At 47.8% G+C, this 15516-nt stretch carries 14 protein-coding genes and 1 riboswitch; of the genes, 7 read left to right on the forward strand and 7 right to left on the reverse strand.

Annotated features, from left to right (window positions below; all coding sequences use genetic code 11):
* The first annotated feature begins 38 nt into the window (after positions 1-38).
* Positions 39-1022, forward strand: coding sequence for a ribokinase (gene rbsK / locus CXK86_RS31210; protein WP_101315107.1), 984 nt, complete (start codon positions 39-41; stop codon positions 1020-1022).
* Positions 1023-1096: 74 nt separating this feature from the next.
* On the opposite strand, the gene CXK86_RS31215 is transcribed toward rbsK, so the two are convergent.
* From CXK86_RS31215 to CXK86_RS31235, 5 genes are all read right to left on the reverse strand, one after another.
* Complete coding sequence (locus tag CXK86_RS31215; RefSeq protein WP_036607288.1) at positions 1097-1453, reverse strand: c-type cytochrome; 357 nt, start codon at positions 1451-1453, stop codon at positions 1097-1099.
* A gap of 150 nt (positions 1454-1603) precedes the next feature.
* On the reverse strand, positions 1604-2098 hold the full coding sequence (locus CXK86_RS31220; protein ID WP_101315108.1) for a GNAT family N-acetyltransferase: 495 nt from the start codon (positions 2096-2098) through the stop codon (positions 1604-1606).
* A 355-nt stretch (positions 2099-2453) separates the two neighbouring features.
* Positions 2454-2924, reverse strand: coding sequence for a C40 family peptidase (locus CXK86_RS31225; protein WP_017691311.1), 471 nt, complete (start codon positions 2922-2924; stop codon positions 2454-2456).
* A 3-nt stretch (positions 2925-2927) separates the two neighbouring features.
* A riboswitch (cyclic di-AMP (ydaO/yuaA leader) is annotated at positions 2928-3065 on the reverse strand.
* Between the two features lie 245 nt (positions 3066-3310).
* Positions 3311-4162: a hypothetical protein gene (locus CXK86_RS31230; RefSeq protein WP_144029848.1), complete on the reverse strand. Its 852-nt coding sequence runs from the start codon at positions 4160-4162 to the stop codon at positions 3311-3313.
* Between the two features lie 10 nt (positions 4163-4172).
* Entirely contained in the window at positions 4173-6164 is a 1992-nt protein-coding gene (locus CXK86_RS31235; RefSeq protein WP_101315110.1) for a M1 family metallopeptidase, read from the reverse strand.
* Positions 6165-6265: 101 nt separating this feature from the next.
* On the opposite strand from CXK86_RS31235, the gene CXK86_RS31240 reads away from it, so the two are divergent.
* Positions 6266-6769 carry a YwhD family protein gene (locus CXK86_RS31240; protein ID WP_017691308.1) on the forward strand — a complete coding sequence of 168 codons (504 nt, stop codon included), beginning with the start codon at positions 6266-6268 and terminating at the stop codon, positions 6767-6769.
* Positions 6770-6967: 198 nt separating this feature from the next.
* Here CXK86_RS31240 and CXK86_RS31245 read toward each other — a convergent pair whose 3' ends face one another.
* On the reverse strand, positions 6968-9046 hold the full coding sequence (locus tag CXK86_RS31245) for a transglycosylase domain-containing protein (RefSeq protein ID WP_101315111.1): 2079 nt from the start codon (positions 9044-9046) through the stop codon (positions 6968-6970).
* 422 nt (positions 9047-9468) lie between these two features.
* On the opposite strand from CXK86_RS31245, the gene speE reads away from it, so the two are divergent.
* Positions 9469-10296, forward strand: coding sequence for a polyamine aminopropyltransferase (gene speE / locus CXK86_RS31250; protein WP_101315112.1), 828 nt, complete (start codon positions 9469-9471; stop codon positions 10294-10296).
* 15 nt (positions 10297-10311) lie between these two features.
* A complete protein-coding gene (speB, locus tag CXK86_RS31255; RefSeq protein WP_036607280.1) occupies positions 10312-11181 on the forward strand; it encodes an agmatinase in 870 nt (289 codons plus the stop codon).
* A gap of 308 nt (positions 11182-11489) precedes the next feature.
* Here speB and CXK86_RS32860 read toward each other — a convergent pair whose 3' ends face one another.
* The gene (locus tag CXK86_RS32860) at positions 11490-11621 is read right to left on the reverse strand and encodes a hypothetical protein (RefSeq protein WP_017691304.1); all 132 of its coding nucleotides are present in this window, start codon (positions 11619-11621) and stop codon (positions 11490-11492) included.
* A gap of 628 nt (positions 11622-12249) precedes the next feature.
* On the opposite strand from CXK86_RS32860, the gene CXK86_RS31265 reads away from it, so the two are divergent.
* The 3 genes from CXK86_RS31265 (at position 12250) to CXK86_RS31275 (ending at position 15407) form a co-directional block, all read left to right on the forward strand.
* Positions 12250-13437, forward strand: coding sequence for a WD40/YVTN/BNR-like repeat-containing protein (locus tag CXK86_RS31265; protein WP_101315113.1), 1188 nt, complete (start codon positions 12250-12252; stop codon positions 13435-13437).
* A gap of 218 nt (positions 13438-13655) precedes the next feature.
* The gene (locus CXK86_RS31270; RefSeq protein ID WP_101315114.1) at positions 13656-15137 is read left to right on the forward strand and encodes an alpha-N-arabinofuranosidase; all 1482 of its coding nucleotides are present in this window, start codon (positions 13656-13658) and stop codon (positions 15135-15137) included.
* Positions 15138-15140: 3 nt separating this feature from the next.
* Positions 15141-15407 (forward strand): DUF6171 family protein, encoded by a 267-nt coding sequence (locus tag CXK86_RS31275; RefSeq protein ID WP_036667692.1) that lies wholly within the window; start codon positions 15141-15143, stop codon positions 15405-15407.
* The last annotated feature ends 109 nt before the right edge of the window (positions 15408-15516 follow it).

The following is a 15516-nucleotide window of genomic DNA, read 5'->3' on the forward strand; positions in this document are numbered from 1 at the left end:
CGGTTATTATCACGCGGCCAGAAGTGAGTGAACCATACATGTCAGACTATAATCAGAAACAACCTCTTATTGCTGTCGTAGGCAGTCTCAATATGGATCTTGTGGTGAAGACAGACACAATTCCGGAAGAGGGAGAGACGGTGAGCGGTGAGGAGCTGCATTATCTCGCTGGTGGCAAAGGGGCCAACCAGGCTGTTGCCGCTGCGCGTCTGGGTGGACAGACTACGATGATTGGTGCGGTGGGATCGGACGGTTTTGGCGAACGTCTGCTGCACAGTCTGACGGAAAGTGGTGCAGATGCCTCGAAGGTTCGCATATTGGAAGACACGGTTACAGGGACGGCTTCCATCTGGCTCTCTCGGGGAGACAACCGGATTATCGTTATTCCTGGTGCGAATGGGCAAGTGGTACCTGAGATGCTGGAAGAGGCGGATACGGTAAAAAGCCTGACTGCAGCCGCAGCGGTGCTGCTGCAGCTGGAGATCCCGCTGCCAGCGGTTACCCGCGCCGCCCAACTGGCGACTGAAGGCAGCGCACTGGTGGTGCTCAACCCGGCTCCCGCGGTGCCGGGTCTGCCCCAGGAGCTCCTGCGGTGCGTCGACGTTGTCACGCCGAACCGCAGTGAGCTTGCCGTGCTTACCGGCCGGGATCATCTCCGGCCGGAAGACCTGGATGCGGCGGTCGCAGAGCTCGCCGCATCCCTCGGGGCCGCTGTCGTCACGACGCTCGGCCCCGAGGGGGCTGTGTACGCGGCGGCGCCTGGTGGCCGCGTACAAGCAGGGCGTGCCGGCGCGTGCCGTGCGCCCGGCTACGCCGTAAGCGCCGTCGATACGACCGGCGCTGGCGATTGCTTCAACGGCGCGCTGGCGGTAGCCCTCGCGCGCGGTGAGACTTTGGACGCGGCCGTAGGCTTCGCCATGGGTGCGGCCGCGTTATCCGTGACAAAGCTCGGCGCCCAGTCCGGGATGCCGTCCGCACGTGAAGTTGAGGCCTTTTTGGCTGAGCATGCCGCAGAGGCTTAATAATTGATATAACAAAGAGGCTCTTATTCTCCGAAAAGGGGATTAAGCGCCTCTTTGTTATGCGTGTGCAGAGATTATTTCTTCTCTGACAGCCACATGGCGATATTTGCAATCTCTTCGTCCTGCAGTTTGCCCTTGAAGGAAGGCATACCACCTTTACCTTTGACAATCGTAGAATAGATCTTCTCCAGATCATCCTGGCTGCCGATGTTAGCCAGAGCAGGTCCTACGCCACCTTGAAGCTGATCCCCGTGACAGGAGATACAATTGGCTTTGACCAGTGCTTCAGCCTGTCCGGCATCCAATGTTACTTCCGGCATGGTTGGCTTGGCTTCTTCAGCCACTTCTTCTTTCCCTGGAAGCGTAAACATTAAAACAATAGCTAAAGCGCATGCTGCAAAAAATACTCCGCTCATGATCCATTTGTGCATCCCTTATGTCCCCTCCAGAATGAAAGATCATCTAACCTGAAACTATCCATATCATTATAACGGAACCTGTACTGACATCATAGCATTTTGTGGGAATTTTTTGAACTAATCACATAACAAGGGGCAAATTTGGTTGTTTTGCAATGGATTCTAACCGCGAGGCCCTTCATAAACCATACAGTGAAAGGGCTTCAAGCCGGTTGGGGTCTGCCGTTCGTATGTATCATGGGTGACAAATCCACTCTTCAGATAGACTTGAATGGCACGAGCATTCCAAGTGAGTACTTCCAGATCAATCTCATTCGTGGGATTTCGGCGAATGGCTTCCTGTACAATGGCAGTGACAAAAGCTGTCCCTTGACCCTGACCACACAGCTCTGGATGCATGCCAAGGCCAATCCGGGTTACCCCTTGAAGTGGGAAGTATTGAGCAAACCCACATATACGATCGTTCTGATCCAGGACGCTCGCATATTGCTCCTGCCGCAGCTGTGCATCTCCGAATTCCACTTCCAGAGCTTTCATCTGCTCCCAGGGGAGCCAGCTGTAGATATTGTAAGGCGGATCATACTGCCAACTGCAGATAAGCTCCGCATGTTCTTCTCGCATGGGTACAACGTGAAACGTCACAGGGGTTTCCTTCATACACCTGCATGCTCCTTTCCTTGAAACAGAACTCTTTGTCCACTCTACAAAAGTGATGTTCATTTAGCAAGTCTTCCTTCCCAAGAAAAAAAATGAAACAAAAGTTCCGGTAATTTCGTTTATATTATAACGGGATGGGTAAAAACATCATAAGGGCACGGACGAACGAACGCAAAATGAACCTGTTGATGTCGCAGGATATGCCCCGAGTATAACTTGCAACATGAATAAGGATTGAAGCACAAAAAAACCGCCGGATACATTCCTGCGGAGAATGTACCGGGCGGTTCTGTTATGCTTCTTGCTTCGTTCCAGTATGTTTAATGGTTACAGCATCATGTTGCTCAGCTTGTCCCTAGTCAAGGGCCAGTGATTCATATGCGTCCGTGCTCATAATCCGTTTTGCGCCAACATAACGATTGGCCCAATAGTTTTCACTCAATGCACTGATCGTAACGCCTTTGGAAGAAGAGGAGTGTGCGAACTTTCCATCCCCTACAAAAATTCCTACATGGGATACGCCTTTACCTGTTGTATTAAAGAACACCAGATCGCCAGCTCTCATTTCCATGCGGGATACGGAATCGCCCATGTCGAATTGGGAACTGGATTGGCGTGCCAAATCAATACCCAACTTGTCGAATACATACCGTGTAAATCCGGAGCAGTCAAAGCCGTTGAGCGTTGTTCCTCCACTTTGATATGTAGTTCCCATTGCTGAATCAATTACTTTGTCCATCTTTGAATCTGCGAATGCGCTACCTGCACCAAGCGATAAAGCGAATGTGATGCTAAGTACAGCTGCGGTTAATTTCTTCTTGAACAAGAGATATTCCCCTTCCAACGCCTGCGAGGTTAGCTTAAGGATTCGGTTGAAGGTCCCCTATGATCCCTCTGTAGCAAGATCAATTCACCCATAACTGGTTCCCCCGCTTCCCAGGTGCCAGGAATTTGGCTATGCTAGTTATGCACCTGCGAAATCAAGAAATGACGATTTAATTTTAAGTAGTTACAAATATGAATGTAAATATTACAAAGTTGTTACTAAAAACTCACTGCGATTATTGTAACAGAGGAGTACGGCTTTGGCAACGTTTAGCAACAAATTTAGCAAAAAAAACCTCGACCTTTGACGGGGAAAGGTTGAGGTTTGCCTATTTATAAGTACATATTAGGCCATGAGTTTAACATGTGATGGTAACAATTTTTAAACTATCTGCTCTCACCTTTGGATATTTTGGACTGCCATAATCGGAAATGGCTGCATATTTTCCACAGACTCAATAGACACCTGGCAAGTGGATACGTCTGTTGTAGTATAAGTCCGGTAAGTCCCGTTAATAACCATGAGGCTGTAGTGAATGCCCCAAAGACGAGTAGGTGTACTCCGCCCAGCAGGAGTGCAATGCCGATTACGGCGATGAGATGACGCAGTGCAATCCAGAGGGCTTTGAGGGTACCGTGAGCCCCGCCTTCTCCTTCTGGTGCCGAAACACCGAACTGCATGTAGAGTATGACATGGTGGATGATCCAACCATATACAATCCAGGAAGCAACATAAGGTATACCAGGCAAAAGTAATTGAAGGGAATGAAATCCGTCCATGAGAATTGAGTAAAGCTTCGGTATGAGCCAGTAGGCGGGCAGAAGTATCAATAATGTACGTATGGTGTGGAGCAGTAGCATCGGTTTCCACAGATTTTTGATTCCGCGGACAAAGGGGATACGCTCTTCTGTAGAATTAAAGTGCTGAAGTGAGTAGAGCAGTCCTGCCTGAATGAGGGGGCTGATCAACATGCGAACCAGCAGCATGCCCCCGAGAATCCATAGATAACGATGAACCTCCGGATGGGTAGACAGGTTAAGTTGACTTTCCATTTTGAACAAAAGTGTACTCAGCTCACCGGCATCAGCATCTGGATAGCGAAGGAGCAGTGGGATGACGGCCGATTGTACCATTCGATAGAAGAAATATCCCCAAATGAGTTGATAGAGAAATAAGAGTGCGGCAATGAACATATGCTGACGGACGAGAAACCAGCCTTCACGTATTTTCGCTTTCACCGTTTCCACCTCACCATGACAGACCTCCGAATATGGCTTCTATTAGTTTGGTTACACTCATGCTCCAGCGGGACTTCGTCTGCTCATCCAGTCCGGATTTCAGGAAATTGTTCATATGGCGGTTCTCCAGCACGATCGAGTACAGGGGATCGGTCATGGCCCAGAATACGGGGGATGTGTGAGTTAATTTATACGTGATGCGATCTTCTTTGCCATTCCATTGCTTGGTGAGGATATGCCCGTCTTCAAAAGCAATGCGAACAGGAACGGCGCTGTAATCACTACCTTTTTTTGCGATCGTCACGGATGACTCGTACAATGTTTGACCGTCTTTCTGTACGGGCGTAACACGAATCTTCTCTACAGCAAAGTCAGCCATCCCGTTACTATAGACGTATTGATCAAAATAATCAGACCAGGAAGTGCGGGTCACTTGTTCCACAATTTTCTGAAAATCAGCCGAAGTGGGATGTTTGAAGCGGTACTTCTTCACATAGGTAGAGAGGATGCGTTCCATCTTTTTGGCACCGACTTGATGTTCGATACCAAGCAATACAAGTTTGCCACGTGTATAGACATTGGCTGCATACTCATTCTGTGAATCAAACTTCCAGGATTCTTGTGTTAAGGATGAAGGAGACGTAATCAGTCCCGATTGTACTGGCAGATTCGGAATCAATCCGTATTCCTGCTCCATCAGTTTGTCTTCTGCATAAGAGGTGAATCCCTCATCCAGCCAGGCTTCCTCGAATTCGTTGCTGGCAACCATGCCGTAGAAGTACTGGTGTCCGATCTCATGGACTACGGTACGTTCCAGGTCATAACCCGGAGTAGTATCATCGGCTCCAAAGGCCGTAACTAGCGTAGGGTATTCCATACCTCCAGCGCCGTTCCCCGCTTTGGGTGGAACTACGATGGATAAGGTAGCGTAAGGATATGGGCCAAACCATTTGCTATAATTGGCTAGAGCGGCCTTCGCGGCGTAGAAGTAACGTTCTTTCAGATCCTGATGAGCAGGGTCCAGATATAACTTGATTCGTACACCAGGCACATTGGGTGCAGAGAAGGGTTCCTCGGCGTAGACAAAATCCGGTGAAGCTGCCCATGCGAAGTCATGCACATCATCGGCGTAAAATTGATAGACCTTTTCTCCATTCTTCACCACGGCTTGCTGCGTCGGAAATCCAGTAGCAGCTACTTTGTATGTTTCAGGCACCCGAATACGCACACTATATATACCGAAGTCAGCGTAAAACTCTGAATTGCCATGGTACTGGTGCAGATTCCAGCCTTCCGTTGTTCGTCCACGTCTGCCCACAGGTTCATAGGCACTTAATTTGGGAAACCATTGACCTGCCATGACAAAATGATCAGCAGTTCCCATCCGGGCAAAAATCTTCGGCAGATTCACTTCAAATCGGGTGTGGAGCGTGATGCTTTCCCCGCCTTTGACGGGTTTGGGCAAGCGTACTTTAATGAGGGTGGTGTCCTTGATATTTCCGTCATCTGGTTGCACATACTGCATCCGGTGTAGCAGAGAGAGCCCGTCCTCCGTTTTCATTTCGGTAATGTTCATGGAGCCATAACCATTGGTAGGCATGACATCACCCCGAAGCTTTCCACCGGATTCCTTCATAAAGGTGGTGTCAGCAGAAGAGAAGGCGTTGGGATACATATGAAAGTAAAGCTCGCTGACGGTTTTTTTACCTGGATGTGTCCAGGTAATCGTCTGAGTCCCTTCCAGTACATTCCCTTCGACCAGTTTTACATCCATGTGATATTCCACAACACGGTTGCTGTACACTTCGGCAGTAGGGGTCTGTACACTTTCTGGAGGTGCTGGCGTTGGGGCTATTGCCTTAGGCTTGCCCGATTCGGGGGCGAGTACTGGCAATTCGGAATGAGTTGAGCGATTATAACCCAGAGTGATCCATATCCCTCCGGCAAGTACACACAGGGCCAGGGATGCAGTGAGCCAGCTCTTGGCGCGTCGTGGAATCATCGTTAAATACCTCCCGTTGACAAGCATCTACAGCATGTATATGTTTGCAATGGGGCAATTATTAGTTAAAATATTTGTATCAACCCTTGGAGGTTATAAACATGGACCAAAACGAGCAAAACGGCAAAAAACAGATTGCCTTGAATATCGTTAGTGCAAAAAGCAAGCATAAAGGCTTCGGTGCAGGCTCCATTGAGCTGAATAACCTTTCCCCGGTCATTATTGATAATGGCGAAGCCAAAATCGATATCGGTGCGATGCATGCGAAGAGCAAAGTGGAACGCAATATCAAGTTCTCTACCAATCGTGAGGATGTGCCCAACGGACGCCAGGTATGGCTGGTGTGGGTAGCTGTCGATCGCACGGAGGAAGGCCAACTGTATGGTGGAGCAACGGCATGTGAGATGTGGATTGATACGGAAGCAAGACGTGGATGGAAACTGCTGGCGGAACATGTGAATCGCATGGATTATGCCTTGAAGCGTCGCTTCATGTTGGATGAGCTTGGACCTGAAGCTCGAGCTGCACTTAAGACACTGCTGATCTCACACAATGAAGACTGGTGGAATGCTTCTCCAGATGTATTGAAGGAAGCACTCGCCTAAGGCAGATCTTTTAACACAGTCTAAAAGAAAAAAAGCAAAAGGCCCCTTAACCGGAAAGTTCGGTTGGGGGTCTTTTGCTTGTGCTTTAATCGTATTCATCGATCTGAATAATTATGAGTTTTCATCCAAAGTGAATTTCCAATTGTTCAATATAACCAGGGGTTATAGGTGACGCAACTAAGTCATCACCCATTTACGTCATTCTACCCACCAACGTTTGAAATCTCCCCACCAAGAATGTTTCTCTTCCTGTATGCCTTGTTGATTCTGTACCTGACGAGTCTTCTCATCTTCTCCAGAATCCGAATCATCCGTCGTACCATGACATACCTCTGTCGGTTCAGTACCATCAATAAAAACTTCCAATCGTTTCTCTTCACAACCGTTTCCTGCCAGCTTGCCGGATTCCGGATCAATATAGACACTTACGACATGATCAGGCACGGTGAAGATTTTGGGTGGTACGCTCGCAAGGGCCTGTTCTGTGAACTGGGCAAAGATCGGCGCTGCCCGGCGGCCATCCGAAGTGGAGATGGCTTTGCCTTGGTCGTACCCAACCCATACCGCGGTGGAGAGCTCCGGTGTGAATCCAACTAGCCAGGCATCCGTGTTGGTTGTTCCCGTTTTTCCCGCAACCGGTCGTTTGATCGCCTTAGACACCCGGTTGCCCGTTCCTCCATTTTCGAAGACACTTTCCATTAAACGAGTCAGTACATAAGCTGCCGCAGGTTCCACGACGGTCTCAGCCTTCGTCTGAGGCGATTCATAGAGCACACGTCCTGCGGCATCTGTCACTTGTAGAATGGCTACAGGTGGCGTCCGTTGTCCACCAGCAGCAATGACGGAAAAGGCCGATGCCATCTCCAGCGGGCTGACAGGTGACGTTCCCAGTGCAAGAGAAGGTACGGCGCTCAGGTTGCTTGTAATGCCAAGGTTTTTTGCCATACTCACAACCTCCTCAGGACCGATCTGCATAATGGTGTTCACCGCATAAATATTGTCTGAAGCGGCGATCGCCTGTCTTAGATCAATCTCACCCAGATACTTGTCTCCAAAGTTGCCGGGTTTATAGGTTTTGCGGTCATTGTCATAGTGAAAAAGGGTAGGTTCACTGTTAAATATGGATGCACTGGTGAGTTGCTTGGATTCCAGGGCTGCCAGATACATAATCGGTTTAAACGCCGAACCTGGCTGGCGCGTTGTCGCTAGAACATGGTTAATCTGATTGGTACGGTAATTCTTGCCGCCTACCATGGCTTTGATGTAGCCCGTACGAGGGTCGATGGACACGAGGGCCGTCTCCAGCTCACTTTTGGCATCCATACCCTTCGCTATGGCGTCTTCCGCTGCTTTTTGTACACGCAGATCCAGGGTGGTGTAGATATTCAATCCCCCATGATCCAGCATCGCTTCGCTGATTCCCAACTCTTTGATGGCCAGATTCCGGATATAGTCACGGAAATACGGGGCGCTTTCCACCGTTTTACGCTCGCTCTCCGGTTTGAACGAAAGCATTTTCTCATAGGCCTTATCCGCTTCGGCCTGGGTGATCTTGCCGATATCAGCCATGGCATTCAGCACAATCTTCTGTCGGTCTTTGGCATTCTTCATATGGTTATAGGGTGAATAGTAGGTAGGTCCTTTCGGGATTCCTGCCAGCATGGCACTCTCTGCAAGATCCAGCTGTTTCGCTGATTTGCCAAAATACATTCGTGAAGCCGCTTCGATTCCGTACGCACCATGCCCATAATAGATTTCGTTCAGATACATCTGCAAAATTTCATCCTTGCTGTATTTCATCTCCAATTGCGCCGTGTACATGGCTTCCTTGGCTTTGCGAGTCCATGTTTTCTCATGAGATAGATACAGGTTACGCGCAAGCTGTTGAGTCAATGTACTTGCACCTTGCGACATCTGCATATGTTCGAGGTTAACGAGCACAGCCCGTCCCATCCCTTGCACGTCGAACCCGTAGTGATTATAGAATTTGCGGTCCTCTACAGCCAGAGTGGCATGGACCAAATCTGGAGCGATATCCTCCAGTTGAACGGGTACAGAGTCTTTGCCACCTGCGGAGAAGGTAGCGATGACTTCACCCTGACTGTCCAGTAATCTGGAATTCCGATCAGAGTCTGCTAGGGGAAGGCTGGTTGCGTATAGATAGACCAATCCTGCAGCGGTAGCAAGTATGGCGAGCACGGCGAGCAGAGACAGGTTTTTAAACAATTTACGTACACGGAACCCGCGTTTGCGGGTCTTTTGATTTGGCTTGGTCATGGAACGGGCTCCTCTCTTTTCTTCCAGTATGGGACTTGATTGGCAGGGATATTCAATCGGGTGCATAAGCAAACAAAATGTAGCATTTTCGCCTTAAAAACCGTTTTGCAGTATAAACGTCAATCGCGTATAATGCAAAAGGGTAATGAAAAGGTAAGATTCGGCACAAGATACTAAAGCGCGTAAGGACGAACAGACGAATGGTCATTGATTCATTGATTAGTCAGACGCTCTGCACGCTCTGCACGCTCTGGTCAATTTAATCTATATAAATGAAGTGAACCGCGGACCTTTCCCGCAGGCCAGCAATCATAACACGATATGGCGCCGAACGCTGGACGTGCTTGGGCGAACCGATTATAGTGCACAGCGCTTGGTCGGGTATGGCTGATCATTAACTTTACGGAAAGAAGGTAGAGATTATGGAATTGTGGTTTACGGAGAAACAGACCCCGGTATTCGGGATCACCGCGAAGATTAAGCAGACCTATGTTACAGAGAAAACGGATTTTCAAGATTTGGCCATGGTAGAGACCGAGGAATTCGGTAACATGTTGCTTCTTGATGGCATGGTGATGACTACCGTAAAAGACGAATTCGTATATCACGAAATGGCGGCACATCCTGCGCTGAACACACACCCAAATCCGAAAAAAGTTCTGGTTGTCGGTGGCGGCGATGGCGGAGTCATTCGTGAAGTCATCAAGCATGCTGCTGTAGAAAAAGCAGTTCTCGTCGAAATCGACGGTAAAGTCATTGAATACTCTAAAAAATATTTGCCTGAAATTGCCGGCAAGTTGGACGAGCCTAATGTTGAAGTGCTTGTAAACGACGGCTACATGCATATTATTGAACATAAAAATGAATACGATGTGATTATCGTAGACTCCACGGAGCCTGTAGGCCCGGCTGCTCCATTGTTTGAGCGTGGTTTCTACCAAGGCATCTACGAAGCACTCAAAGAAGACGGAATCTTCGTTGCCCAAACGGACAACCCTTGGTTCAAGGCGGATCTGATCCAGAAGGTGAACAAAGACGTCAAAGAAATCTTCCCGATCGTACATGTGTACGGCTGTAATATTCCAACCTATCCAAGTGGTTTGTGGACATTCACCATGGGTAGCAAGAAACATGACCCGCTCGAAGTGGATGAGACTCAAATCCCGGAGTTGGATACCAAGTATTACTCTCCGCGTCTGCACAAAGCAGCATTTGTACTTCCTAAATTCGTGGAAGATTTAACGAAATAAAAGGGGAAATCATTAATGAAACTGGATCAAGCTTATTCAGGAAACGTATTTATTTGCAGCTCTGAGGATTATGAGAACTCCAAAGCGGTTATCTATGGCATGCCGATGGACTACACCGTCAGCTTCCGTCCGGGTTCCCGTTTCGGCCCATCTCATATCCGTCAAGCATCGGTTGGACTTGAAGAGTACAGCCCATATCTCGACAAAAGCATTGTAGACATGACATACTTTGACGCTGGAGACCTGCTCTTGCCTTTTGGTAACGCTGGACGCAGTCTTGAGGTAATTCATGAATACATCGGCAGTCTGCTCGCTGACGACAAATTCCCAGTTGGTCTCGGTGGCGAGCATCTGGTTACTTGGCCAGTCATCCAACAGATGTACAAGAAATACCCGGATCTTATCCTGATTCATATTGATGCACACGCTGACCTTCGTGAAAACTATGAAGGCGAGCCATTGTCCCACTCCACACCAGTACGTAAAGCAGCTGAGTTGATGGGTGGCAAAAATATCTATCAGTTCGGTATCCGTTCCGGTTCCCGTGAGGAGTTCCAGTATGGTCGCGAGAACATCAACTTCTATCCATTTGAAGTGGCAGCTCCGATGAAGGAAGCTCTTCCGAAGATGGGTAACCGTCCGGTGTATGTGACCATCGACATCGATGTGCTTGATCCGTCAGCAGCACCAGGAACAGGTACAGCAGAAGCGGGTGGCATTACGTCCAAGGAACTGCTGGAAGCCATTCATATGATCGCAGGATCTGATGTAAATGTAGTTGGTTGTGACTTGGTTGAAGTTGCACCAATCTATGATCCAACACAACAGACACAGATTGTAGCTGCGAAGCTGATCCGTGAAATGCTTCTTGGATTCGTGAAATAATCACAGAATAATCGATAAGTATAACGCTCTCTGTCTGCGCGGGTTCAACTTTGCGCAGGGGAGGGCGTTTTGTATTGTTAACTTTTGTACAGAGCTGTGCTATACTGACTACATAAGTATTCAGTAGTATATTAATTGATATATTACATTCGTGAAGTATATGGTGATCGGGTTCGGTCATATACTAAAAAGAGCCTTTACCGCTACCAACGGTAAAGACTCTTAGGACCCGAAAGGCTGTGGATTGCCACGGCGCGCATGAACTAAATAATGCTATTCAAGCAAAACCCACCGTCAGGCTTCCGACCTTATGAGGTGGGTTTTCGCTTGCTACGAAACTTTTTGCGCAACCAACGGTAAAGCTTTCGCCCACTCAGTACAATACTGAGGATCGCAGCAATCCATCGGATTACATCAAGCAACGCCACAAGTTTGACCAACGACGTCACCCCCTTTCGGGAAGCTGCGCCGTGGTCTGGAAAACATCCACCGATATTCAAAAGTCCATAACATTAATTATAGCACGTATGTTCCCTTTCCTCTACCATTTATTTCATGTGTTAGTATGGACTCTCCTCTTATGCAGATATCGTGCCTTGGTATGACTCTATCTTAATATTTGTGTATAATATGGAAATAGAGGAAGGGCAAGGTGGATGTGAATGCGTGTGATTCGGACTCAATTGAGTATGTATCCCAAGTGGCTGACTGCAGTTTTTATAGTGTTTGTCATCAATTTTGTATTAGCAGTGACGATATTTCTCAACTTTACGTTGATGGTGGCTGATCTGGCTATGCTTTTTGCTGCATATAGTATTCGGGAATATAAATACAACAAAATATATTTTAGTTTATGCCTTTTATTAAGTATCAGTTTTGTTATCCTTGCTGTGGTGACGTATCCCATTTAATTTAGAGTACACAATGTTTGGTGATGAACCACCCTTGCCTACATGATCCAATCATGGGTAAAGGTGGTTTTTTTCTTGCAAAATTGTCATCAGGGTTAATCAGATTGTTACGTTAGAACCATCATATTTGGGTAAAACCATAGAAGGAGGTGTTACGATGACAACCAAGAGTACAATGACATGGAAACGGATTGGTGCACTCGCATTATCGTTAACGCTGGCTTGGGGGATGGGTCCGGTACATACGCTATCAGGTGCTAACGCTGCATCCTCACAGGCATGTGGAAAGGGAGATCATGGACTATCTGCTACATTAAAAAAGGGCAGCGGTGTGGAAGAGCAACACCTGCAATTTACTGACATTGATTTTCTTAATGATATGACTGGACGAGCTGGGGGTGAAGGCTTCCTGATCGGTACCTCGAATGCAGGATGTACGTGGCAGTCCATATATACCGGGCAGTGGCAATTCACTCAGCTTGATTTTCCGAATAATGTGAACGGATATGCGTTGGCGCGAGTGAAGGATTCACCTGCAACCTATCTGATCCGTACCCATGATGGGGGATCGCACTGGACGCGGCTCGATACGCCGGGCATTCAATTCAAGCGAATCGATTTTCGCAATAAAGATGTAGGTTATGGTTACACCTATAATGGTGCATATCAGACGAAGGATGGCGGGGTAACCTGGAGTAAATTGAATACACCTGCCAACACGCGTGCAGCTGCCTTTGCAACAGAGAAACAAGGGTATGCCGTCGTGGTTGTACCTGGATCGGGATATCATCTGAAGCAAACGAGTGATGGCGGCAAGAACTGGACAACCTCTCTTCGAGTTGTCTCAGACACATGGAGCGGAGCGGATCTGTATGCACATGGCCAGCAAGTCTGGGCCCTTCTGTATGGTGATGCAGGCATGTCCCAACAATCGTACTCCCTCTATGCGAGCGGTAATCAAGGCAAGAACTGGACCCAAGTATTTGCGCAATCCACAGCAGGGGGAGGTCCTGCACCGGGTACAAACAGTACGGGCAAAGGAAACGGACCAGCCAACCCGGGTGGTCATCCCGGCAACATGGCGTTGATTGGTAATCAGACGGCGTATCTGTCTGCAGGTTCACCCGCAGCTGGCAAAGTGGGTATTGGACGTTCTTATGATACAGGTTCCACGTGGAAAAATATTGACCTGAAAGATCCGGGATACAGTTCCCGTATCTCGTTCTCATCGGCCAAGACGGGTTGGCTCGTAGTCACAAGTGATAACTCTCCTGCGATCTATCAGACTATAGATGGTGGAACGACGTGGACACAAAAAATGTTGTTGCCTTCAGAGCAGGATTAAGTAGCCTGTTATTCTGAAATAATAAACGGGCAAATCCAAATTAGAAATGTATAAAAATCAATTTGGTAAGTCTCTGTATGAATTTCTATAACAAACAAGCCTCTTCCTAATCAATTACACAGGAAGAGGCTTGTTTGTGTAGAAATAAAAACGGTTGAAACCTACTCTAAAACGAGTTATTGTAAGCGATAACAATACATTATATGGAGGTTGAAATCATGGTTGATGTTATTTTAAAGGCGGATTCTGATAAAGGATTAATAAATCGCAATATATATGGTCACTTTTCCGAACACTTGGGACGTTGTATTTATGAGGGGCTGTGGGTAGGAGAAGATTCACCTATTCCGAATACGGATGGGATTCGAAATGATGTATTGACGGCCTTGCAGAAGCTTAATATTCCAGTACTTCGCTGGCCAGGCGGTTGTTTTGCCGATGAATATCACTGGAAAGATGGTGTAGGTCCGAAGAGTGAGCGTGCTCGTATGATCAATACACACTGGGGCGGTGTGGAAGAGAACAATCACTTTGGTACACATGAATTCTTGAGATTATGTGAGTTGCTCGGCACGGAGCCATATATTAGTGGCAATCTGGGTAGCGGTACAGTGCAGGAGATGCAGGAATGGGTGGAGTACATCACATTTGACGGCGAATCCCCGATGGCGAACTGGCGTAAGAGTAATGGTAGGGAAGAACCGTGGAAAATGAAGTATTTTGGCGTGGGAAATGAGAACTGGGGATGCGGCGGCAATATGCGTCCTGAATATTATGCGGATGAATATCGCCGGTATGCTACATATGTACGTAACTATTCCGGGAACGAGATTTATAAAATCGCTTGTGGACCGAACGAAGGTAACTATGAATGGATGGAAGTCCTGATGCGGGAAGCTGCTCGCTTTATGGATGGAATCAGTCTTCATTATTACACCATCCCTACAGGAGAGTGGAACGATAAAGGCGCAGCTACAGGATTTGGTGAGGCTGAATGGTTCACCACCTTGAAAAAGACGCTCCATATGGATGAATTACTGGTGAAGCACTCCGAGATTATGGACAAATATGATCCAGAGGGCAGAGTCGGCATTATTGTGGATGAATGGGGCACGTGGTATAACGTTGAGCCGGGAACTAATCCAGGGTTCCTGTATCAACAGAATACGATGCGGGACGCTGTGCTTGCAGGTGTTAACCTGAATATTTTCAACCAACATAATAAACGGGTACACATGGCAAATCTTGCGCAGATCGTCAATGTGCTTCAATCGCTTGTGCTCACGGAAGGGGACAAAATGCTCCTGACCCCTACGTACCATGTATTTGATATGTATCAGGTCCATATGGATGCACAGCGACTGGATTTGAATTATGAAAGCCCAGGATACACATTCGGAGAAGAGACCATTCCGCAACTCAGCTTATCAGCTTCCCGCAACAAGGATGGGGTCATTCATGTGACAGCTTGTAATCTGAGTCACACGGATGAGTTGGAAGTTGTGTGTCAGCTGGACGCAGCTCAAGCGGCTAAAGTAAACGGGCAGATTCTGCACCATACTGATTTTGGTGCATTTAATACCTTTGAACAGCCGAATCATGTTCAGCCTGTGGCGTGGGATGGAATCACACTGGAGAATAACACACTGCGTTTTGTCCTTCCACCAGCATCGGTTGGGGTGCTCGCTGTCGAGGGTTAATGCATGAAAAGGCAGGAACCTTGCAAAGGCTGTAATGATCAGTACGATGTGAAGATTAGCGATGCCAAAATGGCCAGACTTGTGGAGATTGCCTCACGTTCGCGTCCGACGGTACAGGATGAGGAATATGAACGTCGGCTATCCATCTGCTCTGCTTGTCCGGGATTGCAATATGGCACAACTTGTCGGCATTGTGGTTGTCTCGTACAGGTGCGAGCGAAGCTGAGTGAGTCGACATGTCCTTTTCCTTATGAATCCCAATGGGCCTGATCGGAGGAACGAATCTTATTATAATGAAGCAAAAGGGAGTTGCACTTTACCGGTGCGGCTCTTCTTTTTTGGCTTGATGAGGAAAAAACTCTGAATTTGGATTTGAATT

The sequence above is a fragment of the Paenibacillus sp. BGI2013 genome (genome assembly GCF_002843485.1).
Taxonomy (GTDB): domain Bacteria; phylum Bacillota; class Bacilli; order Paenibacillales; family Paenibacillaceae; genus Paenibacillus; species Paenibacillus amylolyticus.